This is a genomic window from Veillonella sp. S13053-19 (assembly GCF_002959835.1).
Lineage (GTDB): Bacteria > Bacillota > Negativicutes > Veillonellales > Veillonellaceae > Veillonella > Veillonella rogosae.
Genome location: NZ_PPDA01000015.1, coordinates 119,204 through 145,548, shown reverse-complemented (window position 1 = coordinate 145,548; position 26,345 = coordinate 119,204). Strand labels below are relative to the sequence as shown.

General features: G+C 40.4%; 25 protein-coding genes. All 25 read left to right on the top strand.

From position 1 onward, the window contains the following. Nucleotides 1-98 precede the first annotated feature (98 nt). The 25 genes from VEHSUH06_RS10040 to hisS all read left to right on the top strand — a co-directional run bounded on the left by VEHSUH06_RS10040 (nucleotide 99) and on the right by hisS (nucleotide 26,340). Entirely contained in the window at nucleotides 99-722 is a 624-nt protein-coding gene (locus VEHSUH06_RS10040) for a hypothetical protein (RefSeq protein WP_054746829.1), read from the top strand. Between the two features lie 102 nt (nucleotides 723-824). Then, nucleotides 825-1,391 carry a nucleoside triphosphate pyrophosphatase gene (locus VEHSUH06_RS10035; protein WP_105098772.1) on the top strand — a complete coding sequence of 189 codons (567 nt, stop codon included), beginning with the start codon at nucleotides 825-827 and terminating at the stop codon, nucleotides 1,389-1,391. A gap of 165 nt (nucleotides 1,392-1,556) precedes the next feature. Next, nucleotides 1,557-2,255 (top strand): DNA repair protein RadC, encoded by a 699-nt coding sequence (gene radC / locus VEHSUH06_RS10030; RefSeq protein ID WP_105098771.1) that lies wholly within the window; start codon nucleotides 1,557-1,559, stop codon nucleotides 2,253-2,255. A 220-nt stretch (nucleotides 2,256-2,475) separates the two neighbouring features. Next, nucleotides 2,476-3,513, top strand: coding sequence for a rod shape-determining protein (locus tag VEHSUH06_RS10025; RefSeq protein WP_105098770.1), 1,038 nt, complete (start codon nucleotides 2,476-2,478; stop codon nucleotides 3,511-3,513). 1 nt (nucleotide 3,514) lies between these two features. Continuing rightward, nucleotides 3,515-4,432 (top strand): rod shape-determining protein MreC, encoded by a 918-nt coding sequence (gene mreC / locus VEHSUH06_RS10020; RefSeq protein WP_009351048.1) that lies wholly within the window; start codon nucleotides 3,515-3,517, stop codon nucleotides 4,430-4,432. Beyond that, nucleotides 4,429-4,920, top strand: coding sequence for a rod shape-determining protein MreD (gene mreD, locus VEHSUH06_RS10015; RefSeq protein ID WP_009351172.1), 492 nt, complete (start codon nucleotides 4,429-4,431; stop codon nucleotides 4,918-4,920). Before mreC ends, mreD begins: the two co-directional genes overlap by 4 nt. Before the next feature lie 21 nt (nucleotides 4,921-4,941). Then, nucleotides 4,942-6,864, top strand: a complete 1,923-nt coding sequence (gene mrdA / locus VEHSUH06_RS10010; protein WP_105098769.1) for a penicillin-binding protein 2 — start codon at nucleotides 4,942-4,944, stop codon at nucleotides 6,862-6,864. A 1-nt stretch (nucleotide 6,865) separates the two neighbouring features. Beyond that, the gene (locus tag VEHSUH06_RS10005; protein ID WP_105098768.1) at nucleotides 6,866-7,789 is read left to right on the top strand and encodes a P-loop NTPase; all 924 of its coding nucleotides are present in this window, start codon (nucleotides 6,866-6,868) and stop codon (nucleotides 7,787-7,789) included. Nucleotides 7,790-7,797: 8 nt separating this feature from the next. Continuing rightward, nucleotides 7,798-8,901 (top strand): rod shape-determining protein RodA, encoded by a 1,104-nt coding sequence (rodA, locus tag VEHSUH06_RS10000; RefSeq protein WP_105098767.1) that lies wholly within the window; start codon nucleotides 7,798-7,800, stop codon nucleotides 8,899-8,901. 54 nt (nucleotides 8,902-8,955) lie between these two features. Next, nucleotides 8,956-10,839 (top strand): TIGR03960 family B12-binding radical SAM protein, encoded by a 1,884-nt coding sequence (locus VEHSUH06_RS09995; RefSeq protein ID WP_105098766.1) that lies wholly within the window; start codon nucleotides 8,956-8,958, stop codon nucleotides 10,837-10,839. After that, nucleotides 10,811-11,506: a TIGR03936 family radical SAM-associated protein gene (locus tag VEHSUH06_RS09990; RefSeq protein ID WP_105098765.1), complete on the top strand. Its 696-nt coding sequence runs from the start codon at nucleotides 10,811-10,813 to the stop codon at nucleotides 11,504-11,506. Before VEHSUH06_RS09995 ends, VEHSUH06_RS09990 begins: the two co-directional genes overlap by 29 nt. 88 nt (nucleotides 11,507-11,594) lie before the next feature. Continuing rightward, the gene (locus tag VEHSUH06_RS09985) at nucleotides 11,595-13,022 is read left to right on the top strand and encodes an Rne/Rng family ribonuclease (RefSeq protein WP_105098764.1); all 1,428 of its coding nucleotides are present in this window, start codon (nucleotides 11,595-11,597) and stop codon (nucleotides 13,020-13,022) included. 29 nt (nucleotides 13,023-13,051) lie between these two features. Next, nucleotides 13,052-13,627: a manganese efflux pump MntP family protein gene (locus VEHSUH06_RS09980; protein WP_105098763.1), complete on the top strand. Its 576-nt coding sequence runs from the start codon at nucleotides 13,052-13,054 to the stop codon at nucleotides 13,625-13,627. 204 nt (nucleotides 13,628-13,831) lie between these two features. Then, entirely contained in the window at nucleotides 13,832-14,143 is a 312-nt protein-coding gene (gene rplU / locus VEHSUH06_RS09975) for a 50S ribosomal protein L21 (protein ID WP_004698652.1), read from the top strand. Nucleotides 14,144-14,145: 2 nt separating this feature from the next. Further along, nucleotides 14,146-14,460, top strand: a complete 315-nt coding sequence (locus VEHSUH06_RS09970) for a ribosomal-processing cysteine protease Prp (RefSeq protein WP_105085892.1) — start codon at nucleotides 14,146-14,148, stop codon at nucleotides 14,458-14,460. Nucleotides 14,461-14,472: 12 nt separating this feature from the next. Beyond that, on the top strand, nucleotides 14,473-14,757 hold the full coding sequence (rpmA, locus tag VEHSUH06_RS09965) for a 50S ribosomal protein L27 (protein WP_004696430.1): 285 nt from the start codon (nucleotides 14,473-14,475) through the stop codon (nucleotides 14,755-14,757). Nucleotides 14,758-14,974: 217 nt separating this feature from the next. Beyond that, nucleotides 14,975-15,631 (top strand): ATP-binding cassette domain-containing protein, encoded by a 657-nt coding sequence (locus VEHSUH06_RS09960; protein WP_105098762.1) that lies wholly within the window; start codon nucleotides 14,975-14,977, stop codon nucleotides 15,629-15,631. Then, nucleotides 15,628-16,392, top strand: coding sequence for an iron export ABC transporter permease subunit FetB (fetB, locus tag VEHSUH06_RS09955; RefSeq protein ID WP_105098761.1), 765 nt, complete (start codon nucleotides 15,628-15,630; stop codon nucleotides 16,390-16,392). The genes VEHSUH06_RS09960 and fetB overlap by 4 nt, the downstream gene beginning before the upstream one ends. Before the next feature lie 237 nt (nucleotides 16,393-16,629). Continuing rightward, nucleotides 16,630-18,048, top strand: a complete 1,419-nt coding sequence (gene hydG / locus VEHSUH06_RS09950) for a [FeFe] hydrogenase H-cluster radical SAM maturase HydG (protein WP_105098760.1) — start codon at nucleotides 16,630-16,632, stop codon at nucleotides 18,046-18,048. Nucleotides 18,049-18,243: 195 nt separating this feature from the next. Continuing rightward, nucleotides 18,244-20,226 (top strand): single-stranded-DNA-specific exonuclease RecJ, encoded by a 1,983-nt coding sequence (gene recJ, locus VEHSUH06_RS09945; RefSeq protein WP_105098759.1) that lies wholly within the window; start codon nucleotides 18,244-18,246, stop codon nucleotides 20,224-20,226. Between the two features lie 11 nt (nucleotides 20,227-20,237). Beyond that, nucleotides 20,238-22,478 (top strand): bifunctional (p)ppGpp synthetase/guanosine-3',5'-bis(diphosphate) 3'-pyrophosphohydrolase, encoded by a 2,241-nt coding sequence (locus VEHSUH06_RS09940; protein WP_105081949.1) that lies wholly within the window; start codon nucleotides 20,238-20,240, stop codon nucleotides 22,476-22,478. After that, complete coding sequence (locus VEHSUH06_RS09935) at nucleotides 22,478-23,113, top strand: MBL fold metallo-hydrolase (RefSeq protein WP_105081948.1); 636 nt, start codon at nucleotides 22,478-22,480, stop codon at nucleotides 23,111-23,113. Before VEHSUH06_RS09940 ends, VEHSUH06_RS09935 begins: the two co-directional genes overlap by 1 nt. 44 nt (nucleotides 23,114-23,157) lie before the next feature. Continuing rightward, nucleotides 23,158-23,649: a Fur family transcriptional regulator gene (locus tag VEHSUH06_RS09930; RefSeq protein ID WP_054746808.1), complete on the top strand. Its 492-nt coding sequence runs from the start codon at nucleotides 23,158-23,160 to the stop codon at nucleotides 23,647-23,649. Further along, complete coding sequence (hemZ, locus tag VEHSUH06_RS09925) at nucleotides 23,642-25,069, top strand: coproporphyrinogen dehydrogenase HemZ (protein WP_105098758.1); 1,428 nt, start codon at nucleotides 23,642-23,644, stop codon at nucleotides 25,067-25,069. The genes VEHSUH06_RS09930 and hemZ overlap by 8 nt, the downstream gene beginning before the upstream one ends. Then, entirely contained in the window at nucleotides 25,069-26,340 is a 1,272-nt protein-coding gene (hisS, locus tag VEHSUH06_RS09920) for a histidine--tRNA ligase (RefSeq protein ID WP_105098757.1), read from the top strand. Before hemZ ends, hisS begins: the two co-directional genes overlap by 1 nt. Nucleotides 26,341-26,345: the final 5 nt, after the last annotated feature.

Sequence of the window (26,345 nt, the reverse complement as noted above, 5' to 3'; positions counted from 1 at the left end):
CTAAGATATGGACGGGGTTTTTGTAGTTTTTATGCATAGAATACCTTATAATAGGATGTATAGTTATAAAGTAGTGATTTCTTTTAAAGGGGTAAAGTATGACGGTATTATATGAAGAGAAGTCTCAGCGCGCTAAAAGTGCAGAGTTATTAGTAATGTGTTTTGTATTCTTGTTGCTGTGTGCAGTAGCATATACAACATATCGAAGTATTCAATTACATACGGTATTATTAGCTGAGTATTTCATTGAAATTATGGCTATCATTGTTATTGTTAAACAAGCGGTTAGTCGATATACATATATTTTGACAGATACAAAACTCATCATTGAAGAATCCTCTTTCTTTAGAAAACGTCATTTTGAAGTAGATTATGACATGATCGATGGGGTATTTAAGTTCGAACGCGAGCTATTGTCGAATATTAAATATCGCTACAAATATAGAAAATGCTCCACCTCTGATCCACGTCCTATCTGGTCTTTGGTATATGCTATTGTAGAGGACAATAAGGTTAAGAATGGTCGCTTATTGTTAAAAGCGGAAGATAGATTCTTTGAAATATTAGAAGAAAAAGTTCCAGGCCGTATTCGTGTGCCACAAGCAGATATCGTCTTTTATGCATCAGTTCGTGCTGATGCGGTAAAACACGGTGAAGATGTACAAGAATACTATAAAAAGTTAACAACACCTGAAAAGGATGGCCCTGATATTCTTGTTTAATTTACAGATATTTTCTAATGTATATTATCTAAATTAATTGGAATGGTTTTATTTATAAAACGGTGAAATTAACTAAAATTTGTATATGATAAAGGAGTGTAAATGGCTGGATTATATTTGGCGAGCCAATCACCACGCAGAACTGAATTATTAACACAAGTTGGTATTGACCATACTGTAGTATCGAGTAGTTACGAAGAGCCTAATGAAGGTTACGATAGCCCTATTGAGATGGTAAAAGCTCAAGCTCTAGGTAAAGCTCGTTGTGCTGTAGGCATTCCTAAAGGTGGCATCGTACTAGGTGCAGATACTATTGTGGTCCTAGATAACGAAGTACTAGGTAAACCTCAAGATGAAGCTGATGCACGGCAAATGCTAGAACGTTTGTCGGGTCGATCTCATTCTGTAGTAACTGGCGTAGCACTGCTTATCAAAGGGGATGAAGTAGTATTTCACAATGAAACAAAGGTGTATTTCAAAGAATTAGCACCTTTTGAAATTGAATCTTATATTGCCAGTGGCGAGCCTATGGATAAGGCGGGTGCCTATGGAATTCAAGGTAAAGGGGCACTTTGGGTAGAGAAAATAGAAGGTTCTTATACTAATGTAGTAGGATTGCCAGTTGAGCATGTATACGACGAACTATGCAAAGCATTAGGAGCTAAATAACTCTATCATTTTATAGCTATAATGTTATAATTGGCTGTGCTGTGCTGTGCTGTGCTGTGCTGTGCTGTGCTGTGCTGTGCAAGAAATATATAGAGAGAGTAGATGTGTTGGTTACTTGATAGATAGATAGATAGATGGGATAATCTTTTTGAATGGAGAGATTCTATGGAAGTACCAACAGTAAGTGTAAAAGACATGTTGCCATTTCAACGGCCCCGAGAGAAGTTTCTTACTCTTGGACCATCTCACCTGGCAATGGAGGAGTTATTAGCTATTTTATTGCGAACAGGCGTAAAGGGGCAGTCCGCCATATCACTGGCCAGTGATATTGTGCAATCCTTTGACGATGGTGTATATGGTCTCAATCGAATGACCGTTGAAAATCTCGTGAAAATTAAAGGTATTGGCACCGATAAAGCGGTGACCTTATGTGCAGCTCTTGAAATGGGACGGCGCCTAGGGGAGCTTAAAATTAAGGAAACATACCAAGATTTTTCGCAGCCTTTTGTCATAGCCCAATACGTAATGGAACGACTTCGCCATGAAGATGTAGAGCATGTGTGGGCTGCGATGCTCACATCGCGCAATAAGCTTATTCAGTTAGAGCATATTTCTAATGGTGGTCTAGTATCGAGCCTTGTAGAGCAACGGGCGGTCTTTAAAAAGGCCATAGCTTGTAATGCTGCGGCTATCATCTTGATTCATAACCATCCGTCAGGAGATAGTCGGCCTAGTGATGAAGATATACGCCTTACCAAGTTATTTGTCAGTGCTGGTCAATTTATGGGGATTCCCGTGCTTGATCATATTGTCATAGGGGACAATGAATTTACTAGCCTCAGTGAGATAGGTAAACTTAGCTAGGAGAATGAAATATTAGAAAACCATAAATTTTTACGCTCATATATTAACTAAAAGCACTCATTTTGATGAGTGCTTTTTACTATTTTTATGTATGACTTATGAGTACATGACGTATGCGTTATCAGTGCTTTTACCATAGGGGAAAACCCTCTATATCAATGGAAAAAGTCTCTCTATCTATGGTAAAATGGAATGATGATGTAATGAAGGAGAAATTACTATGAGTTCCATTTTACCTACTCTAGGAAGAGATGTAAGTATAGATATTGGTTCCATACAAACGCGCCTCATGGGTGGGACGCGAGGAACCGTTATAAGCGAACCATCGATTATAGCAACAGATACAAAACAAGAAAAGGTAGTTGCCGTTGGGGATGAAGCAGCACGCCTTGTATTGCGCATGCCAGATATGTGGCGCCCTTTGACGCCTTTAAAAGACGGCTTTATCGTCGACTATCGCGTTATGCATACCATGCTTAACTATTTTTTAAATAAGGTTTCTAATGCATTGCGTCGTGCTCGAGTTCTCGTAGGTGTTCCTTGTGGCATGACCGATGTTGAACAAAGAGCTATGATGGATGCTGTTATTCAAGCTGGTGCTCGAGAGGTATTCCTCATTGAAAGACCTGTAGCGGCAGGCATTGGTTGTGGGGTACCTATCTTTGAAGCCCGTGGATCTATGATTATTGATATCGGCGGCGGTACCGTTGATATGGGCATTGTTTCCTTAGGCGGCATTGTAGATAGTAAAACCATACGCTTTGGAGGTTCTGATATTAACAATGCGCTTTTGCGTTACGTTCGAGAGTGCTTTGGTGTTATCGTATCAGATGAAACTATCTTAGATATTAAACATACCGTAGGTACTGCCATTGCTCCATTAGAGGATGCTGAGTATGCCTTCCAAGGTCGTGATATGATGAATGGCTTAGGTAGACGATGTGTAATACACCAATCTGAGGTATATCAAGTAATCAACGATTGTATTGTGGGCTTACTTGATGAAGTTAAGCAAATGATTCGTTCTGCAGCTCCTGAGATTGTAGCGGACATTATGCAACATGGAATTTGGCTAACAGGTGGTACTGCTAGACTAGCTGGTTTAGCCGATCGTATCGGCACTGAGTTAGGTGTGCCTGTTCACGTTCCAGAAGCGCCTGAAACAAAGGTCGTTGTGGGCCTTAACGGTGCATCTTCCGATTTAGTGAGCTTATCGCGTTTTATTGTAAATTCTAAGAATAGAAAGGGCCGAGACTAGTATGATACAGTCAGATAAAAAATTAATTATCGTCGTTGTCATTAGCTGTATCCTATTGGCATTACTCGGCTTTGCTTGGAAACAACGAACTAGTATTCCTTTTGTTACTGTTACTCTTGAAGGAATTACGACTCCTTTTGCCTATGGCTCTGCCCGTCTATTAGAGGGCGTACAAACAAGCTTTACGGTGCTGAATAATGCTATTTCTTCTACCATTGAAAGCGAAGCAGAAGCGTCTCGTAAAGCTGCATTAGAGCAAAAGGTTGTTAACTATGACGAGGTTGTAGCAGAAAATATTCGCCTACGTCAACTTTTGAACTATAAGAGCAATCATCCAGAGTTTTCCATGACTTTGGCTGGCGTTATTACTAAGGATTACGGTACATGGACCAATACTTTCACCATCGATAAAGGTAGTGAAGAAGGCATGGCCGTAAATATGGCCGTCGTTGTGCCAAGTGGTGTAGTTGGTTTTATTACTGACGTGTATCCACACTCTGCTCGAGTTCAAACAATTCTTGACCCTCGTAGTGCAGTAGGCATTCTCGTACAGCGTCCCGAATCTCGTTTGTCTGGGGTTGTAAAAGGTAATGGTAATACACCGCGCACACCGTCCATGGTGAACATCGCTCGCGATGGTGACGTATTGGTAGGGGATAAATTGATTACCTCTGGTTACGGTGGTATCTATCCGAAAGGTTTACCAGTAGGCAATGTGCAATCTATTGAAAATGACACAGAAGGCTTTGTAAAAAATGCAGTAGTTACACCGAGTGTTGACTTCCATCGCATTGAAGAGGTGTTCGTACTTACGTCATCCTCCCTTAGCGCACCGCAAAAGCCTGAGCTTGAGCCTAAACTTGTGCCTCAAACGCAACGAGATCAAGTAGAAGGGGTAAAGGGGGCCGTTAAACAATGACGCGTCTAGCTTTAGTCCTTTGTGGATTTTTAATTTACTTTATTCAGGCTCAACTGTTGCCTGCTATATTCCATACAAACTGGTTACCAAACTTGATTTTAACCATTACTGTTATGGTGACTCTTTTTAAAGGGCGTCGCATGGGCATCATGGTAGCCGTTGTAGGTGGTATCGTTCACGATGTACTGATATCTAACTTCTTTGGGCTCCATTTATTCCCCTATGTAATCGTGGTGTATCTCTTATCTGCAGTGAAACATCGCATTTATGAAGAACGTTGGTATTGGTCGAGCGCCATAGTGGCTATCTGTACATTATTAGATGGCTTGATTCGTAGCTTTATGATATTAGCTAGTGGTGGTGACTTACACCTAGGTGTATATCTATTACATATGGTCGTACCTGTTCTATTTTGGAATGGCGTATTGGGAGCTATTGTGCATGGCTTATTGTGGCGTAAAGAGGAACAGCAAGATTATATTTGGTAAGTTTGGTTAGGAGGTGAAAGAGTGCTAGAAGGCCTCTATAAACGGAAAAAAACGAGTCGCTTTGATGTACTCTTTTACATTGTAGCGGCCATATTTATAGTGTTAGCTCTGCGTTTGTTGACGTTGCAAATCTTGGCTGGTGGTTATTATCAAGCTAAGGCGGAAGGCAATCGATTGCGCATGGTTACAATGACAGCTGCTCGTGGTATTATGTACGATCGAAATGGTCAAATCTTAGTCGGTTCTAGACCAGCTTATACTATTTCTATTATGCCAACTGGTAAGGCCTTAGATGAAGGGGAAGTTGCTAAATTAGCAGCATTACTAAAAATGAAGCCTGAGGATATTACGAAAAAGGTGAATGACCACAAGTATGGTTATGAGCCAATTCGTATTGCCAACGATATTTCAATGGACGTAGTAACGACTATTGAGGAACACCGTCATGAATTACCAGGCGTAACGATTGATGTGGAGCCACTTCGTTATTATCCATATGAGACTATGGCATCTCAGCTCTTTGGCTATGTAGGGGAAGTGAGCGAGGAAGAATTAGAAGAGTTAAAACAGAAGGATCCGAATACCCTTGTTAGTGGCGGCACTATTCTAGGTCGTTCCGGTCTTGAAAGATTATATGATTCTATTTTGCGCGGTACCGATGGTGGTAAGCAGGTAGAGGTAGATGCTACAGGTCGCCCTGTGGCGGAGGTGGACCGGAAACATACGGTTCCCGGCTCTAATATTCATCTAACCATTGATGTGAATTTACAAAAGGCTGCAGAAGAAGCTGTTAAAAATCAACTCGATCAACTGCGGGCCCAAGGTATTCCAGCCCAAGGGGCTGCTGTAGTGGCCATGGACCCTAATACAGGCGCCATTTTAGCTATGGTTAGTGCTCCTGAGTTCAATCCAAACTGGTTTGCTAAAGGCATTACAACAGCTCAGTGGAATCAGCTTAATAACGATAAGAATCATCCTTTTGACAATAAGGTTATTTCTGGTGAGTATCCACCAGGTTCTCCGTTTAAGATTATTACGGGGACGGCTGCGCTAGATCTTAAAAAGGTTACGCCTGAAGAGATGATCTTTGATAGCGGTAAACATTGGCTTATTGATAAGCGTAATGCGGAAGGTGAAGCATTAGGTTGGCTTAACTTTAATAAAGCCCTTGCCAAGTCTGACAATGTTTACTTTTATGAAATGGGTAATCGCGTTGGCATAGAAGAGCTTGTAAAATATGCAGGCTATTTTGGTATTGGTGAAAAAACGGGTATCAATTTGGCTGGCGAGGCTGCTGGTAATATGGCAAGTCCTGCGTATAAGCGTAAAGTCTTTGATGAGGATTGGTATTTAGGGGAAACCTTTGATGCAGCTATCGGTCAGTCTTTCACCTTGACTACGCCGTTACAAATGGCAGTTATGCTCAGTGAAGTCGCCAATGGTGGTATTAAATATCGACCATATGTGGTGAGTCGTATCGATAATAAAGATGGTACTCCTAAAGAGATTTTTGGACCTGATAAATTAGGTATTTTACCAGTTCCTAAAAATATTATGGATCTTATCCGAGAGGGCTTGCGAGACGTTACTAATGAAGGCGGTACAGCAGGGGAATTATTTAAAGGTTTCCCAATTCATGTAGCCGGTAAAACTGGTACGGCGGAAAATGCTCACGGTCGAGATCATGGTTGGTTCGTAGCCTATGCACCATATGATAAACCACAAATAGTTGTGGTTGCCCTTGTTGAGCAAGGTAGTTTTGGTGCCGGATCTGCAGGTCCTATCGTACGTGATGTATTGGCTGCGTACTTTAATGTACCAGTGAATAAGAAATCTAATGATACAAATAGTAAAAGTAACAAAGAAACCGCTACTGGGGCCAATACTACTAATGGACAGAAGCCGCAGAATACGGTAACGAGTGGGCAACCAAGAAAGGATTAGTATGGGCGAAATCATCGGTGTTGTATCTGGTAAGGGTGGTGTAGGTAAAACTACCATTACTGCTTGTCTAGGTGCAGCCTTAAGCCATGCAGGGCATCGCGTATTGCTCTGCGATGGAGACTTTGGATTGCGCGATTTAGACCTTGTATTAGGTGTGGCAGATGAAATAATCTATGATGCACTTGATGCGAGTGAAGATAAAGAATATACAGATGACGCGATCGTATCAATCGTTGAAAACTTAGATTTTTTACCTGCTAGTCAAAGTGCTCGCTGGGAAGATATAGGTCGCAAGAAATACAAAAAGTTAGTACGTCGTCTCTGTGATACATATGATTACATTTTAATCGATGCACCTGCAGGTATCGGCAAGGGAATAGAGTCCATTTTAGACTTAGTAAGTCGCTGTATCGTTGTGACACATCCTTTATGGGTGTCTTTGCGCAATGGGGCTCGTATGATTCAAGTCTGTCAGGAACATAACATTCGCGACTATGCCATAGCATTTAATGCAGTGCCTATGGAAGGTGAGGACATCAATTTATATGATATGTTAGAGGTTCTACGCGCTGAATATGTAGGGGCTATGATTCCTTACGATGAGGATGTATTGACTTATACGCAAGAAGGTCATTTATTAGAACTTGTTTCTAAGGATCTAAAATCAGTATTAGCACCTCTTGTAGATTATGTTGTGACTGGCGATTGTTGGGAAGATTATGATGTACAAAAGCAATTTGATGATTATGTAGCTAACAAGAAAGCTAGTAAGGCGCAAGCGAGTACACCTAGTCTTGCTACAACAGGTGAGTCAATCTTTGACGATTCTAGCAATGTTCATTACATCAATCGTGGTGGTTGGACTACGCAACGATTGTTGGTACAAGGTAAGCAAAGCTTGTGGCGTCGCCGCAAGTTGAATTAGGTGATATGATGTGGCAGAAAATATGGACAGATAGTGATTGGACTATCATCATATGCACTCTATTACTCGTTGGAATTGGCCTTACCGCTATTGGTAGTGCTACCCATGTGAATCAAGAGTCCATCGGATTCGGTAGTTTAGTAGTAAAACAGCTAGTATTCTTTTTAGCCAATGTAGCTGTTGTTATAGGCATGCAATTTGTTGATTACCATCGCCTTAAAGGGTGGGGGAATATCATTTATGGCATTACCTTGCTCATGCTAATAGCCGTTATGGCGGTTGGTACCTCTGCACTAGGGGCACAGCGTTGGATTCAATTGGGGCCTATTACAATTCAGCCATCAGAGTTTTCTAAACTATTGATGATTATCTGTATGGCAAAAATGCTAGAGCCTCGCATTGGCAAGTTAGATACCTTTAAATCTCTACTCTTGCCAGTACTATACGTAGGTATTCCCATAGCGCTCGTATTCTTGCAGCCTGACTTGGGGACATCCCTCGTGTATATTGCAATCTTTGTGGGGATGCTTTTTATTTCTGGCATTAAAACGCGATTGATTAAAATTATTGCAGGCACGGCTTTTCTTTTGATGCCATTAGGCTGGTTTGTACTGAAAGAATATCAAAAACAACGTATTCTCGTATTTTTAAATCCCGATATCGATCCTTTTGGATCTGGGTATCATATTATCCAATCTAAGATTGCCATCGGTTCAGGTATGATTTTTGGTAAAGGTATCTTTAATGGTACACAAAGTCAGTTGAACTTTTTACCAGAAAATCATACGGACTTTATTTTCTCTGTCATCGGTGAAGAATTTGGCTTTGTTGGATGTATTGTGGTATTGCTCTTATTGTTTATGTTGATTTATCGCAGCATTCAAGTAGCATATACATGTAATGATAACTTTGGTATGTTATTAGCGACGGGGATTGGTACGATGTTTGCCTTTGAGGTTCTCGTAAATGTAGGCATGACCATTGGTATCATGCCTGTAACGGGTATTCCATTGCCATTCCTAAGTTATGGTGTTAGTGCATTAACCACTAATATGCTGAGTATCGGTATTTTATTAAATATTGCTATGCAGCGCACAAAATATATATTTTAATATCCTTTTGTAGGATTGATTGTGAAAGAAGTCTTTCAAAAAGATGGAGGATGTATGGTTCAATTAGATACGTCATGGTTACAACATGTCCAAAAGCCCGCTCGTTATACAGGCGGCGAATATAACAGTATCGTAAAAGATCACAGTACTGTTGATGTAACAATGGCATTAGCTTTTCCCGATGTGTACGAAGTGGCAATGAGTCACTTGGGCATCAAAATTTTATATGGTTTAATAAACCGTCGTGAAGATGCGGCGGCAGAGCGCGTATTTGCACCGTGGCACGATATGGAAGAAGAAATGCGCAAGCGTAATATTCCTTTATTCTCCTTGGAAACGCGTACACCTATTAAAGACTTTGATGTGTTAGCGTTTACACTTCAATACGAAATGAGCTTCACAAACATTCTAAATATGCTCGATTTGGCAGGTATTCCAATGTACGCTAAGGACCGCGATATGGATTTTCCATTATTAGTATGTGGTGGCCCATGTGCGTTTAACGTAGAGCCTATTGCAGATTTCTTTGATATCGTATCTCTTGGTGAATCTGAAGAGTGGGGCGATGAATTTGTTGACCTTTATAAAGCTGAAAAAGCAAAAGGATTCCCTGGTGGTAAGGAAGGATTCTTACGTAAAGTAGCTCAAATTCCTGGTACCTATTGTCCGGCGTTATACGATGTAGAATACACAGAACAAGGTGATTTTAAATCGATTACACCTCGCTTTGAAGAGGTGCCACCGGCTGTGGCAAAACGCATCGTAGAAGATGTAGAAAATGTGTTCTACCCTACAAAACCTGTAGTACCATTCTTGGATATCGTGCATGACCGCGCAGTATTAGAACTGTTCCGCGGCTGTACACGAGGCTGTCGTTTCTGTCAGGCTGGTATGTTATACCGTCCTGTTCGTGAAAAGACACCAGAGCGTTTGCTTCAAATTGCTAAGGACACGATTGCTAACACTGGGTATAATGAAATCTCTTTGATGAGCTTAAGCTCTGCGGACTATTCTAAATTGCCTGAGCTAGTAGACATGCTCATGGAAGAGTTTAAAGACAAACAAGTGAGCGTAAGCTTGCCATCCTTGCGTATCGATAGTTTCTCCATCGATATTGCGAAAAAGGTGCAACAAGTGCGTAAGAGTGGTCTTACCTTTGCTCCTGAGGCCGGTACACAACGTATGCGCGATGTTATTAACAAAGGCGTTAGCGAAGAAGACTTATTGGCAGCGTGTACAAATGCCTTTAAATCCGGATGGAATACAGTTAAGCTGTACTTTATGATGGGCCTTCCTACAGAAACTGATGAAGATTTAGCAGGTATTGCTGATTTGGCGTATAAGGTGCTTGATTTGCATCGTGACATTACAGGTAAACGTAATGGTTCTGTAACTGTCAGCGTATCCTTCTTCGTACCGAAAACACATTCTCCGTACCAATGGTATGGTCAACAAGATGTAGAGGAAATTCATCGTAAACAACGTTACTTGAAGTCTCTCATCAATAATCGCAATATTTCCTATCATTACCATGATGGCTATACTGGCTACATGGAGGCTGCCTTTGCTCGTGGGGACCGTAGATTATCTAAGGTTCTCGTAAAAGCCTGGGAAGCAGGTTGTAAATTTGATGGCTGGACTGAGTTCTTCAATTATGAAACTTGGTTAAAAGCCTTCGCTGATTGTGGTTTGGATCCAGCATATTATGCACGCCGTACACGTGACTTTGATGAGCCATTACCTTGGGATCATCTAGACTGTACGGTAAGTAAAGCATTCCTAAAACGCGAGTGGGAACAAGCGGTAGAAGCAAATCTTACAGGCGATTGTCGTCGTGCTCCATGTAAGGGCTGTAATGTATGTCCAGAGCTTGATACAGCTATAATTGACTATAAGGAGGGTGGCAGAGTTGAAAAAGTTACGTTTGGCCTTAAATAAAGGCGAAGAATTGAGATTCTTGTCGCACCTTGATTATGCACAAGCTGTAGAGCGTATGATTCGCCGCGCCGGAATCAAAATGGCTTATTCTGAAGGTTTTAATCCACATATGAAAATTAGCTTCTCCTCCGCACTTGCTTTAGGCGTAACGGCAGCGGCTGAATATATCGATATGGATGTACTAGAAGAAGATTCTTTAGAGTCCATCATGGCGCGTTTAAACCGCGTAGCACCTCCAGGTCTTGAGGTGCTAGGTGGCAAAGAAATGCCTGAAAAGGTGAAAAAGATGATGGCTATCTGTAACTTTGCTATTTACGAAGTTACAGGTCCTGTAACGGATGAAAATGCTGATTGGGATGCATTACTAAAACCTTTCAATGAAGCACCGGAAATTTCTTATGAAAAGGTAACGCCTAAGAAGACTCGCACCATCGATGTGAAAGAATTTGTAAAAGAACCTATCGTAGCATCTGTTAAGGATGGGATGGTAACCCTTACGATGGGCATCGGTATCTATCCGCAAGGTACAATTAAACCTAGCGAAGTGTGGAACCTTGGTAAAGAACAATATAACTGGCCTATTACGACGGGCTATGAAATTCACCGTAAAGCCATTATGGTAGAAAATGAAGAAGGTCGTTACACTCCATTGGAAATTAATTACTAATACTTTTTACATAAATTTTAAGCGTTTATATAAGCTTTAGTGATTTAAAAGACCTAAATATTTTGAATTTAAGGAAGGGAGGGATAGGATGCATAAAATTTTGGTCAATGTTATGCGCGAAGAAATCCGCATGGCTGTTATCGACGAAGAAGGACAGTTAGTAGACTTTGTCTTAGAGCGTACTGATGAGTCTCATATGGCAAATCATATGTACAAGGGTACTGTTAAGAACGTACTTAACGGCATGCAAGCGGCCTTTGTTGATATTGGGGGCTCTCAAAATGCGTATTTGAACCTTCAACAAGGGAAGGAACAGAAAATCTTGCCACGCCTATCTGTGGGGCAACAAGTTCTTGTGCAAGTCGTAAAAGAGGAAATGCTCGGTAAAGGGGCTCGCGTTACTGCTGATGTAAGCCTTGCCGGTCGTTTTATGGTACTTTTACCATATTCTGAAGGTATGCACATCTCTAAAAAGATTACCGATGAAGCGTTACGAGCAAAGTTGCAAGAGTTGGCGGCACCATATGTGCAAGAAGGTTGTGGTTTTATTATCCGCACCGCAGCGGCTAAGGCCAGCGCTGATGAAATTGGACGAGATATGGACTACTTGTGGCGCACATGGCAACATGTGTTAAAGCGCTTTAAGGTGGCTAAGAGCGGCACTGATCTCTATAGTGATGCGGACTTTTGGTTCCGTCTTGTGCGAGATTATGCGCATCGCAATGTAGAGGAAATCATCGTCGATTCCGATATGGGCGAATCACGATTGATGGACCTTTTAGGTCATGGCCCTACATCACAGCAAATTAAAGTGACACGCCATCGTGACAGTACGCCTATCTTTAAAGCCAATCACATTGAACCTCAATTAGAAGATCTTATCTCTCGTGATATCAATCTTCCTTCTGGCGGCTCTATCCGCATTGATCATACGGAGGCACTTACCGTATTCGATGTGAACTCTGCTCATTATACGGGTAAATCCAATAAGCTAGAAGATTTAGCTTTCACCGTTAATAAAGAGGCGGCTAAAGAAATTTGTCGACAATTGCGATTGCGCGATATTGGTGGTATTATCGTTGTCGATTTTATTGACATGAAGGATAAACAAAATCAACAAGAATTGTTGAAAGTATTAAGTGCGCAAGCCAAGTTAGACAAGATGAAAACTGTGGTATGTGGTATTAGTTCACTGGGTCTCGTGGAAATGACCCGTAAGCGTGCACGCCAAGGCTTGCAGACCTTGATGTTCGATACCTGTCCTCAATGTGGAGGGACGGGGTATATGTTGTCTGGTAGAACTGTATATATGCAGATTGTTCGACGTATCCGTGAATTATTTAAATCGGGCCGCATTAAATCTAATCTAGAAATTGAAGTCCATCCAGAAGTAGCTCAATATTTAACAAAGGCCGTTCTTGAGGACCTAGGCGAGTCTATTGGCCGGAAGATTTCTATTGTGGTAAATCCACAAATTAGTCGTGAAGGCTATTCTCTAATGGCTGTAGCAGAATAAAGTAAGTAGTTTGTTTATAGAGGAATATTGTGTCAGTATTTGAAATTGTATTAATTAGTGTTGGTCTTGCTATGGATGCCTTTGGTGTCTCTATCGGTAAAGGTTTATCCATGCCCGTAGGTGAGAATGGTCGAAAAGTGACCTTAGCGTTTTTATTTGGTTTGTTTCAGTTTCTCATGCCCGTTATAGGCTGGCTTATAGGCCGTCAGTTTATTGATGTCATAGCTGAATGGGATCATTGGATTATCTTCGGTCTTCTCGGCTATTTAGGTATTGCTATGATTAGAGAAGGGCTTAGCGACGAAACTGATGAAGACGATGATAAGCAGTTTTTAGGTGCTTGGGAAATGATGATGCTCTCCGTAGCCACCAGCCTTGATGCAATGGCTGTAGGGCTTACCTTTGCCTTCATGCCCATCAATGTGTGGGAAGCATCTACCATGATCGGAGTTATTACCTTTGGTATTTCTTTAATTGGTGTATACTTAGGTAAATTTATGGGCCAGTTTGTTGGGAAATATGCAGATATTCTCGGCGGTGGCGTATTAATTCTCATCGGTACTAAGATACTCTTACAACATCTTGGGATTATCGGAGAGTTTTAAAGGTTTGTATATATATGAAAGTATTAGAAACTGAGCTGTTTATGTTGAATTTAGTTTGACATGGATAGGTAAATAGGATATACTATATCAGTATTAGTTCGGTTTACTGAACTTTGCAATCCGCGTGAAGCAGGTTTAAACGCCCGACCGAAGTTCGGGTCGGGATACCGAATTCAGCGAGTTCGATAACAAGGAGGTGTTCTCATGTACGCAATTATTAAAACTGGTGGTAAACAATATCGCGTTGCTGAAGGCGATGTAATTACTATCGAAAAATTGGAAGCAGCTGCTAACGAGTCCGTTACATTCGAAGAAGTTTTGACTGTAGTGAATGACGGCGACGTTAAAGTTGGCGCTCCTCTTGTAAACGGTGCAAAAGTTACAGGTACAGTTCTTGAGCATGGTAAAGGTAAAAAAATCTTAGTATTCAAATACAAAGCTAAATCCAACTACCGTCGTCGTCAAGGCCATCGTCAACCGTTCACAAAAGTTCGTATTGAATCTATCCAAGCTTAATTATGGTTTCCATTGGAATCCAGCGGAACAGTGACGGTCAAGTGATTGGTTGTCATATGTCCGGTCATGCAGGATATGATGAGCATGGCTTCGATATCGTATGTGCTGCAGTGTCTGCCTTATCGGCAACGGCAATGTTAGGACTTACCCAAATTGCTCAGCAAGAAGGGGAATACACGAATAGCGAAGGTCAATGTGATATGGTTCTCTCTGGTACGATTAACCAGAGTGGACAGGATATTCTGGGGACTATGATCCTTGGTTTAAAGGAAATTAGCCGTCAATATCCAGAGTTTGTCCAAATACACGAAATATAGGAGGTGAACTTAATGTTTACTTTTGATTTGCAATTGTTCGCACATAAAAAAGGTGTGTCCAGTACTCGTAACGGTCGTGATAGTGAATCTAAACGTCTTGGTGTTAAATGCCATGATGGTTCCATCGTAAAGAGCGGTAACATCATCGTTCGTCAACGTGGCACTCACTTCCACCCTGGTACTAACGTAGGTATCGGTAAAGATGACACTTTATTCGCACTTGTGCCTGGTAAAGTAGCATTTGAACGTGCTGGTCGTTATAACCGTAAAGTTAGCGTATACCCTGTAGAAGCTTAATTTTACAAAGACTATTAATCCCTAGTGGTTTTCCACTAGGGATTTTTTGCTTTTCTGTAGTATGTGTGTCTTATAGAAATATTATAATTAAGGTTACCATTATTATTTTGACAATGATATAATATTTAAAATCATTATAGATTGAAATAACTGAATAACTAGCCACAGTGAGGAGATGTTTTGGTTTTAATATACATATGATGAGATAGGGGGCATTATGACACTGCTAGAATTATCTAATATATCTTATATTGTAAAAGATAAATCTATTATCCGAGACGTATCACTATCAGTAAATCAAGGCGATTATATTACTATTGTAGGCCCTTCTGGGAGTGGTAAAAGTACACTTTTAAAATTATGTAGTGATCTGATTAGTCCCACTTCGGGGATTATTACTTATAAGGGGAGAGATTTAGCTACTATAGACCCTGAAAGCTATCGTAAAGAGGTGGGCTACTGCTTTCAAAGGCCGTATTTGTTTGCGAAAACAGTACGTCACAATATTCTATTTCCTTACGATATTCGCGGTTTAGAGCCGGATATGAATCGTATAGAATATCTCTTTGATCTACTACATATGCCACTAAATTATATGGAGCGCCGTAATGATGAGTTGTCTGGTGGTGAAATGCAACGAATATGCCTCATTCGGAGCCTTATTTTTGAGCCTAAAGTGTTGCTTTTAGACGAGGTTACGTCTGCCTTGGATGCGACGAATACATCGATTGTAGAAAATGTTATTGATGAGCTTCATAAAAAGGGAATCACCATTATCTCCATTACTCATAATGAAGAGCAAAGCTTGCGTACTGCAAATCGCCGCATCACTATCGTAGACGGTCAATTAGCTAAAGAGGAGGTACTGAGATGAGTCAGTTTCAAACTATTTCTGCTACTTCCTTATGCCTTGCATCTGTATTAGTGATTATCAGTATACTGATATCTTATAGACAAGAGTTGAAGCTAGAGAAAGATATCTTTATAAGTGCTGTGAGAGCTACTATACAGCTCTTTGTTATCGGCTTTATTTTATCCTATATTTTTAGCACGGAAAGCCCTATATTTATAATTGGGCTATTAGGCTTTATGGCTATAAATGCAGCCTATAATTCTTCTAAGCGCGGAAAGGGAATTCCTTATGCTCTATGGATTTCTTGGTTTGCTATAACTGTAGGTGCAAGTATTACTTTAACAATTCTACTTTTAACGGGTGTGCTTAACTTTACTGCTTATCAAGTGATTCCTGTTGGTGGTATGGTCATTAGTGGTGCTATGGTAGCGATTGGGCTTTGTTATCGTCAAATGCTATCGAATTTTGAATTGCGTAAACAAGAGGTGGAAATTAAATTAGCCTTGGGTAGTACACCTAAACAAGCTTCGAAAGCGATAGTTCGTGATGTTATAAAGACGGGTCTACAACCTACTGTAGATAGTGCCAAGACATTAGGTATCGTAGCGCTGCCGGGGATGATGACAGGCCTAATATTGGCGGGTATGCCTCCTTTAGAAGCTGTAAAATATCAGATAATCGTTACATTTATGTCACTATCTACCATATCTATTGCTTGTTTTATTACATGTCAATTAGCCTATAAAACATTTTTTAATAACCGAAATCAGTTAAATAAGTAGTTTTAGATATATTTATTTAACATCATAATTTACTAATAGAATATTTATTCAATTTTAGCGTAGTATCCGAAAGGGTACTACTCTTTTATTATAGTGTGTCAAATTCCTATGTTTTTTAGTAGGAATAGTGGTATACTATATACAGTATCAGTGAAATACCAGAAGACTGGTTGTCATATACTTTCATAAACCTAAAGAGGGGTGGCATTGCCACTAGAAAGAATTGAGGTAAGTACTATGTATGATGTAAAATCTCCAAAGGCGGAGGAGTTTATTTCCCATCAGGAAATCCTTGATACTCTTGCTTATGCAGAGGAAAATAAGGAAAATCGAGAGTTGTTAGATGCTATTTTAGCAAAAGCTGCTACGTTTAAGGGGTTAAACCACAGAGAGGCAGCAGTTCTCTTAGAATGTCCGTTACCTGAATATAAGGAAAAGCTCTTTGCGTTAGCAAAAGAAATCAAGAAAGCCATATACGGTGATCGTATCGTATTATTTGCACCATTATATTTATCTAACTATTGTATCAATGGCTGCGTATACTGCCCGTATCACTCTAAAAACCGCGATATTAAACGTAAGAAGTTGACCCAAGACCAAATTAGGGAAGAGGTTATTGCTTTAGAAGCGATGGGCCATAAGCGTATCGTAATTGAGTCTGGTGAAGATCCTCTTAATAATCCACTTGAATATATTTTGGAATCCATTAAGACTATTTACAGCATTAAAAATAAAAATGGTGAAATCCGTCGTGTAAATGTAAATATTGCAGCTTGTTCCGTTGAGGACTACAAGAAATTACATGAAGCCGGTATTGGTACGTATACACTGTTCCAAGAAACATACAATAAAGAAAACTATGAAGCATTACATCCAACAGGCCCTAAGAGCGACTACGCCTACCATACAGAGGCGATGGACCGCGCTATGCAAGGTGGTATTGATGATGTTGGTATCGGTGTTCTTTACGGCTTAGAACATTATAAATATGATTTTGTAGGTTTGTTGATGCACGCAGAGCATTTAGAAGCAGTATTTGGTGTAGGGCCACATACTATTTCTGTACCTCGTATTTGTCCGGCTGATGATATTGATGTAGATGATTTCAGTAATGCAGTACCTGACGATGTATTTGAAAAAATTGTTGCTCTCATTCGTGTATCCACACCATATACAGGTATGATTATGTCCACACGCGAAACTCAAGAAATGCGTGAACGCGGATTGGCTCTTGGTATCTCCCAAATCAGCGGTGGCTCTCGTACTAGTGTAGGTGGTTACAAAGAAGAAGAGAAACCAGAAGATAATTCTGCTCAATTTGATCGTAGCGATACGCGTACATTAGATGAAATCGTAGATTGGTTATTAGACCTTGGTTATGTACCGAGCTTCTGTACTGCATGTTATCGTGCAGGTAGAACAGGGGACCGTTTCATGGCCCTTGCTAAATCCGGTCAAATTCACAACTGTTGCCAACCAAATGCGTTGATGACATTAAACGAATACATCATGGACTACGGTGATGAGAAGACTAAAACTCATGGTGCGAAGGTTATCGAACAACAGTTAGAAAATATTAAAAATGATTTAGTTAAAGAAAAAGCTAAAGCTTATATTGCACAGATGAAAGACGGCGAACGGGACTTCCGGTTCTAGGTAATTCACTGATATAGAACCTCCTATTGATAATGGGAGGTTCTTTTTTGTTGAGAAAATGTCAAAAGTTAAATGAGAATTAAATATATAAAATAGTTTATTTTATTCGCTTTTTGATGTATAATAAATAAAAATGATAATGATAATACGTTGAAATTTTATACTAATATTGATTATAAACTACTGAGGGATATGATGATTAAGAAAAAACGTTGGCGCCTCTGTGAAGGTGATCGAGAGAAAGAAAATATCTTAATCCGTGAACTTGGTGTGAACCCTATTGTGGCAAAATTAATGGTAAATCGCCACATAGATGTTGACGAAGGGCGGAAGTTTTTACAAAGCTCTTTGTCAGATTTGTTAGATCCATTTACCTTAAAAGATATGGATGTAGCTGTTTCGCTAGTTCAGGAGACAATTGAAAAACATAAACCAATCGTTATTTATGGCGATTATGATGTAGATGGTATTACGGCAACATCTGTACTCTATCGATTTTTAAAGAAGCTAGGTGCCGATGTTACCTATTACATACCAGAGCGTCAAAGCGAAGGATATGGTCTAAATTTAGAGGCTTTAGAGCACCTTATAGAGAGGGAAACTTCTCTGGTTATTACCGTAGACTGCGGTATTAGCTCTTACGATATTGTAGAGGCTGTACGTGACCGTATCGATATGATTATTACGGATCATCATACGGCACCAGATTTGATCCCACGAGCAAAGGCTGTTATTAACCACAAGCAAAAGGATTGTCCATATAAGGATAAAAATTTATCTGGCGTCGGTGTGGCTTTTAAATTATGCCAAGCATTGTGGCTTACCAAGCATGGTGAATGGTATTTAGATGATTTAGATATCGTTGCTTTAGGTACTGTGGCGGATGTAGTGCCTTTGGTGGGTGAGAACCGCATCATCGTAAAAGCAGGCCTTGAGAAGATGAATAGTCAGCCTAATTTAGGCATTAAAAAGCTCATCGATGTAGCGGGACTACATGAGCGAACTATAACATCTGGGCATATTGGTTTCACCTTAGCACCTCGCCTGAATGCAGCTGGTCGTGTAACGCATGCTACGCGTGCTGTTGAACTACTCGTGACCGATGATGGTGATATAGCAGAGGCGATTGCTGAGGAATTGAACGAAACCAATCGTGAGCGACAAGAACTAGAGCGTAATATCCACGAATTGGCTCGCATTGATGTGGCTAATCAAGGCCATAAAGCTGACTATGTAACTGTTGTAGCTGGTGAAGAATGGCATCCTGGTGTCATCGGTATTGTTGCTTCTCGTCTCGTGGAGGAGTTTTATAAACCGACCTTAGTTATCAGCATTCATGATGGTGTTGGCAAAGGCTCTTGTCGTAGTATCGACGGTTTTAATATGTATGATGCGTTAAAGTCTTGTGAAGACCTTTTGCTACAGTTTGGTGGTCATTCTGCAGCAGCAGGCTTTAGCATTGACGCAAATCGCATTGACGAATTGCGAGAGCGTTTAACGGAGTATTGTAAAAAGATTGTTACTGCCGAGGAATATATTCCTGTAGTGGCCATTGATGCGGAACTACCTGTTGATGATATCGATGTTGATATTATTGACCGCGTATCAGCCCTTGAACCTTATGGGATGGCTAATAGCACACCGATTTTTGCTGTAATGGAAGCTACGGTACAGGATATTATGCTCATGGGGCAGTTAAAAAATCATTGTAAGGTGATTTTTGCAACCTCGAATGGAACCGTAGATGCTATCGCTTGGAATCGTCCAGACTTATTTAAATCTATATTTGTAGGTTCTGTTGTGAAAGTAGCCTTCTCCTTGCAAAAGAATGAATGGCAAGGTATGGTTTCTCCACAACTCATGATTCAAGCGACTGAGCCACTGACTGAAGAGCCCATAAAACTGACTACAGAAGGGCTTAGACAGATGTATGTTATTGTAAAACAGTCTATGCGTGGTCACAGTCAATCGCTTTATAATGTAGAACAAGATATATTGCGCCGTAAGCCGGCAGATCAAAATAATCGCAGTGCTCTTACATCTATCGATGTCTTTAAAGAATTGGGCATTGTTGAAGAATATACAAGTGATGATGGTCAATTAATGCTTAGATGGAATGCCATTGAAGGAAAATTAGATCTTGTCACATCCGTAACATTCCTTACTTATAGTGTATAGGAGGTGACACCATGACAACTGTAAATGAAGAAGGCAAAGCTTTGGTTGAACAAAGCACTTTTGATAAAGAGAAAGCCTTAGCTGAATTTATGGAGTATATCCATACGTATTTAACAGATGACGAGTGTAACCAAGTATTAAAGGCGTTTGAACTTGCTGATAAAGCTCACGAAGGTCAGTTTAGAGCTTCTGGTGAACCTTATATCATGCATCCACTAGCTGTAGCTGATATTTTGGCACACTTACAAATCGACCATATTACGCTTATGGCAGCGCTTATGCATGATGTGGTTGAAGATACATCCTATTCCAAGGAAGATTTAGAGGAAATGTTTGGCTCTGAAGTAGCATTCCTTGTTGATGGGGTAACAAAATTAAACCAATTCCAATATGAAACAAAAGAAGATCGCCAAATGGAAAATTATCGGAAGATGATTTTAGCGATGGCAAAGGACGTGCGCGTCGTTGTTATCAAATTGGGTGACCGTTTACATAATATGCGTACCTTAAAGCATATGCGCAGTGATAAACAAAAACGCATTGCTAAGGAAACGCTCGAAATCTTTGCTCCCCTTGCTCATCGTCTCGGTATTTTCAATGTGAAATGGGAGTTAGAGGATTTATCCTTCCGCTATTTAGAACCGGAAAAATATTATGATCTCGTAGATCAAATGAAGCAAAAACGCCAAGTCCGTGAAGATATCGTTAATGATACGATGAGTCAACTCACTAAGGCTTTAGGTGAGGCCCATATTAAGGCAGATATCAAAGGCCGTCCTAAACATTTTTACAGTATTTACAAGAAGATGAAAAAGGACAATCGCGATTTGTCACAAATCTATGATTTGCTTGCAGTTCGCGTAATCGTTGATAGTATCCCTGATTGTTATGCGGTACTCGGTATTGCTCATAGCTTGTGGAAACCATTGCCATATCGATTTAAAGATTATATTTCCATGCCAAAATCCAATATGTATCAATCCTTGCATACTACGGTTATCGGTACCATGGGACAACCTGTAGAAATCCAAATTCGTACTTGGGAAATGCATCGTGTATCCGAATACGGTGTTGCTGCTCACTGGCGGTATAAAGAAGGTAATAAAAACGGCGATAAAGAGTTCGACCAAAAGGTTGCTTGGTTGCGCCAAGTTCTAGAATGGCAAGATACAAGCAATCCAACAGAGCTCGTTAATGCTTTGAAATTAGACGTATTCTCCGGTGAAGTATTCGTATTTACACCTAAGGGGGACGTAGTTAAGCTGCCAATTGGTTCTGTACCATTAGACTTTGCCTATCGTGTTCATACCGATGTAGGTCATCGCTGTGTAGGTGCTAAGGTAAATGGCAAAATTGTACCGCTTGATTACACCTTGCAAAATGGTGATATCGTCGATATTATTACGTCTAAAACGAGTAAACCAAGCCTTGATTGGCTTAACATTGTAGGTTCCTCTGAAAGTAAGAGCAAAATACGCAACTGGTTCAAGCGCGAAAATAAAGCTGAAAATATTGAAAAAGGCTTAGAAGCTCTTGAAAAAGAAGCAAAACGATTAAATTATAGCTGGAAAGAATTGATTGCAGATAATCGACTTCAACAGGTTACGAAACAGCTCAAAGCAGGTATAGAAGAAGAAATGTTTGCTGCTTGTGGTTATGGTGGTATCCCTGTAAGCACTGTTCTCTTGCGTTTAATTGAACTCTATAAAAAATCTAAAGAAGCAGAAGAATCTAAACGTAGTACAGCGCAAATTCTTGAGAAATTAAAATCTCAAGGCCAAAAGAAAACGAAAAATGGCACTGGTGTCCTTGTAAAAGGAGAAGCTGGCGTTATGGTGCGGATGGCAAAATGCTGTAATCCTGTACCTGGGGACGATATTATCGGTTATATCACTCGCGGTCGTGGTGTTTCAGTACATCGCAGTGATTGTTGTAGCCTAGGACATACACCTGAGGATTTAGAACGTATGATAGAGGTGGCTTGGGATGGAGCTTCTAGTGAATCCTTCCACGTAGGTATCGATATTCAAGCTTACGATCGGGCTGGTATTCTTATGGAAGTTATGGCTGTCCTTTCAGAGTTGAAAATTACCATTACCAATATCAATGCTAAGGTCCAAGAGGATACAAAAAATGTAAGTATTAATGTTACGGTTGATATCCGTGATATTTCACAATTAGATTTTGTAATGACTAAGTTGCGCCGTATTCGTGAAGTGTATACGGTACAACGTAGTAGAGGAGGGGCTTAATGAGCGAACAACAATTAGTGCTTATGCGCATGCCTTTAGGTCCACTAGGAACCAATTGCTATGTCATAGGCGATAAAGCGGTTGGTGAGGCTTTCATCATCGATCCTGCCACACCGGAAGTATTAGATGCGATAAAGAAACATGACTTGAAGCCAAAAGCTATTTTGCTTACACATGGTCATGGTGACCATATTGGGGGCGTTCAAGACATTGTAAATGCTCATCATGTACCTGTATATGTGCATAAGGGTGATGTGCCGTATTTATCTGATCCTGAGCTTAATCTCAGTGCCTATAGCAATCCTACGCCAATTAAAGTGAAGGCTGATATTATTGAGGTACAGCAAGGTGACCATATTACCTGTGGTGATATTGACCTAGAAGTCTTAGAAACACCAGGGCATACGCCAGGTGGTGTGTGCTATTACATGGAAGGTCTTGTATTTGTAGGGGACACTCTCTTTAGAGATTCCGTAGGTCGTACAGATTTTCCAAATGGATCATATGAGACGTTGATGGAATCCATCAAAACTCAGCTTTATAAACTGCCTAATAATACGATGGTATATCCTGGTCACGGGCCAGAAACCAATATAGAGTATGAAAAACAATACAACCCATTTGTTGGGCAGTAGGTTTAAATGAAGTATTTTTACAAATTGTAGAGGGGATAATTATCATGAACACAACATTAGAAAAATTAAAAGAACGCATTAAAGACAAAAAATACAAATTAACAACGCAACGTCAAACAATTTTACAAGCCTTCATCGATGCTGATGAAAATCATTTAAGTGCAGAAGACGTATATGTACTTGTAAAAGAAGTGGCTCCTGATATCGGCTTGGCTACTATTTACAGAACACTTGATCTCTTCACTGAACTTGATTTGTTGAAACGTCTTGATTTTGGCGATGGTCGTAACCGTTACGAATTGAATGACGAAGAGTTTGCTCATTTCCACCATCATTTGATCTGCGTAAAATGTGGCAAAGTATCCGAGTTTGAAGACGATATGCTTGAAACATTAGAGTCCATTATCGCTAAAAAATTGAACTTCCGTACTATTGACCATCAATTAAAAGTATATGGTTATTGCAGTGATTGCCAAAGCCATATGACTGAAGCAGAGCTTGAAAAATTAGAGCGTATGGCTCATCACCATGGTTAATACATATCTATATACGGGGCCATTACCCCTTGGCTCCGTAGTAGCTCATAACTGTGGTGCAGCGGGGCTCTTTTCTGACAAGGTGGAGCCAGATGTAATCCTTGAAGCTTGTGAAGTGGATGGGAATTATACACTAACTGTTACCATTGGCGATACAATTCAGACGTTTGATGGGCCTGTTTCCTCTATGGGACGACGTCAAATAGGTCAAGCCTTACTGCGCTACTTGCGTGAATATCAAGGTTTACCAGCTGAGGCTCCTTGGGGGACTATGGTAGGTGTACGCCCAACTAAGCTACTACATAAATATATAGATACATATGGCTCTGTCCACGCAGCAACTCGTCACATTAGGGACGAGTTTTCTGTGTCTATGGAAAAGCTTAATACATTAGGGGCCATCGGTGAGTATCAACGGCCATTTTTAGCTGATACAGACGATAAAAAGGTGAGTCTCTATTGTGGTATTCCATTTTGCGATACTCGTTGTGTATACTGCTCATTTCCTTATGGACTCTATCAGGACTATGATGGAAAAAGGCAATTTTTAACTGCCTTAGGCCGGGACATAGAGGATATGAAAACTATTGTTGAATCTTATGGTTTAACGGTAGATACTCTTTATATGGGTGGCGGTACTCCGACGGTGTTAGGGGATGAAGACTTTCACCAAGTTCTAAAACAGCTGTCTATACTTGTTCCTGAAGGTCATGAGTTTACCGTAGAAGCAGGGCGGCCAGATTCTGTGAATTCAGTAAAACTACGATCTATGTTAGAGCTAGGTGTAAATCGTATTAGCATTAATCCGCAAACGATGCAAGACGATATTTTGCGGCGCATTGGTCGTGGACATAGTGCACGTGATATTGATGAGTTGTTACAATATGTAAAAGCAAATACGTCTCTAGCGGTAAATATGGATTTTATTGCAGGCTTACCGAATCAAACGATGCAAAACATGGTAGAGAATATGGATTATGTATGTCAAAATCTGCCGGAAAATGTTACAATTCATACGTTAGCATTAAAACGTGGTAGCCCATTGTACGATTTAAATATGCAAGATGATATTCCAGCGGAACATCTGGTAGCAGAAATGGTACAATATGGTAAAGAGCGTCTTGAAGCGGCTGGTTATGTACCATATTATCTATATCGCCAACAATATATGCGGGGGCAGTTAGAGAATATCGGTTATACCTTACCAGGCAAAGCATGCGAATACAATATTCAGATTATGGAAGAGCGTCAAAACATTCTATCCATGGGGCCAGGAAGCTCGTCTAAGTGGATGCGCGCCCCTGAATATCGGCAATTGAAACAGCATATGCCAAAGGATGTAGATGTTTACCACGGAACGATAGATGCACTATTAGAGAAACGACATAGAATTTGTGAAAAATTTTGGGAGGTTGTGTAATGGCTATTAGAAAACCAAGAGGTACACAAGACTTTTTGCCAGAGCAGATGATAAATTGGCACTATATTGAACAACGTATGCGCGAGATTTGCAAAGTATACGGGTTCAATGAAATTCGCACACCTGCCTTTGAAGATACTAAATTATTCTTACGCGGCATCGGTGAAACTACAGATGTAGTACAAAAAGAGATGTACACCTTTACTACAGGTGATGAAGGTGGTTCTAGCTTCACATTGCGCCCAGAAAATACAGCATCCGCTGTGCGCGCATACTTAGAAAATAAAGTATATGGTAAAGAAGGCCTTACAAAATGGTATTACATGGGGCCTATGTTCCGACATGATAAACCACAAGCAGGGCGGTACCGTCAATTCCACCAATTCGGTGCAGAGGTACTAGGTTCTCAATCTCCAGTGGTAGATAGCGAAGTTATCTGCATGGTCGTACAATTGCTAAAAGACTTTGGCCTTAAAGACCTCAATGTAGAGGTAAACTCTGTAGGTTGTCCAACATGCCGCCCTGTATACCGTGAAAAATTAATTGAGTTCTTTGAACCTAAAAAAGAACAATTATGTAGCGATTGCCAAGAGCGTTTATACAAAAATCCATTGCGTATCTTGGATTGCAAAAATGAAACATGTAAATCTTTGTCCGTAGGTGCTCCTGAAATTCACGAACATTTATGTGGCGAGTGTCATGATCACTTCGAAGAATTGAAAACATATTTATCTGCTGCTAATGTACAATATACATTGAACCCTCGTCTCGTACGCGGTCTTGATTATTACACTAAAACAGCGTTTGAAGTGCAATACACTCCATTAGGTGCACAAAGTGCCGTAGCCGGTGGTGGACGTTACGATGGCCTCGTAGAGGAACTCGATGGTCCTCATACGCCAGCGATTGGTTTTGCTATGGGCATGGAGCGTTTATTATTAGCTCTTGAAAAACAAAACTTATTGCCTGAACCAACTGTAGAACCATCTGCGTTCGTAGTAGCCCTAGGTGATGCGGCTAAGGTAGAGGCTTTCAAAATCTGCCAAGCATTACATGATGCCTATGTAACCGTTGAAATGGACGGACAGGGCAAGAGTATGAAGGCACAATTAAAATATGCTAACAAAATTAATGCAAAATATGTTATCATATTGGGTGATGATGAATTGGCTCGTGGAGAAGCCATTATCCGATTCATGGATACTAGTGAACAAGAGACTGTATCTCTCGATGCAGTGTCTGAGCGTATAACTTCTTTGGTGAAAGGATGACAATT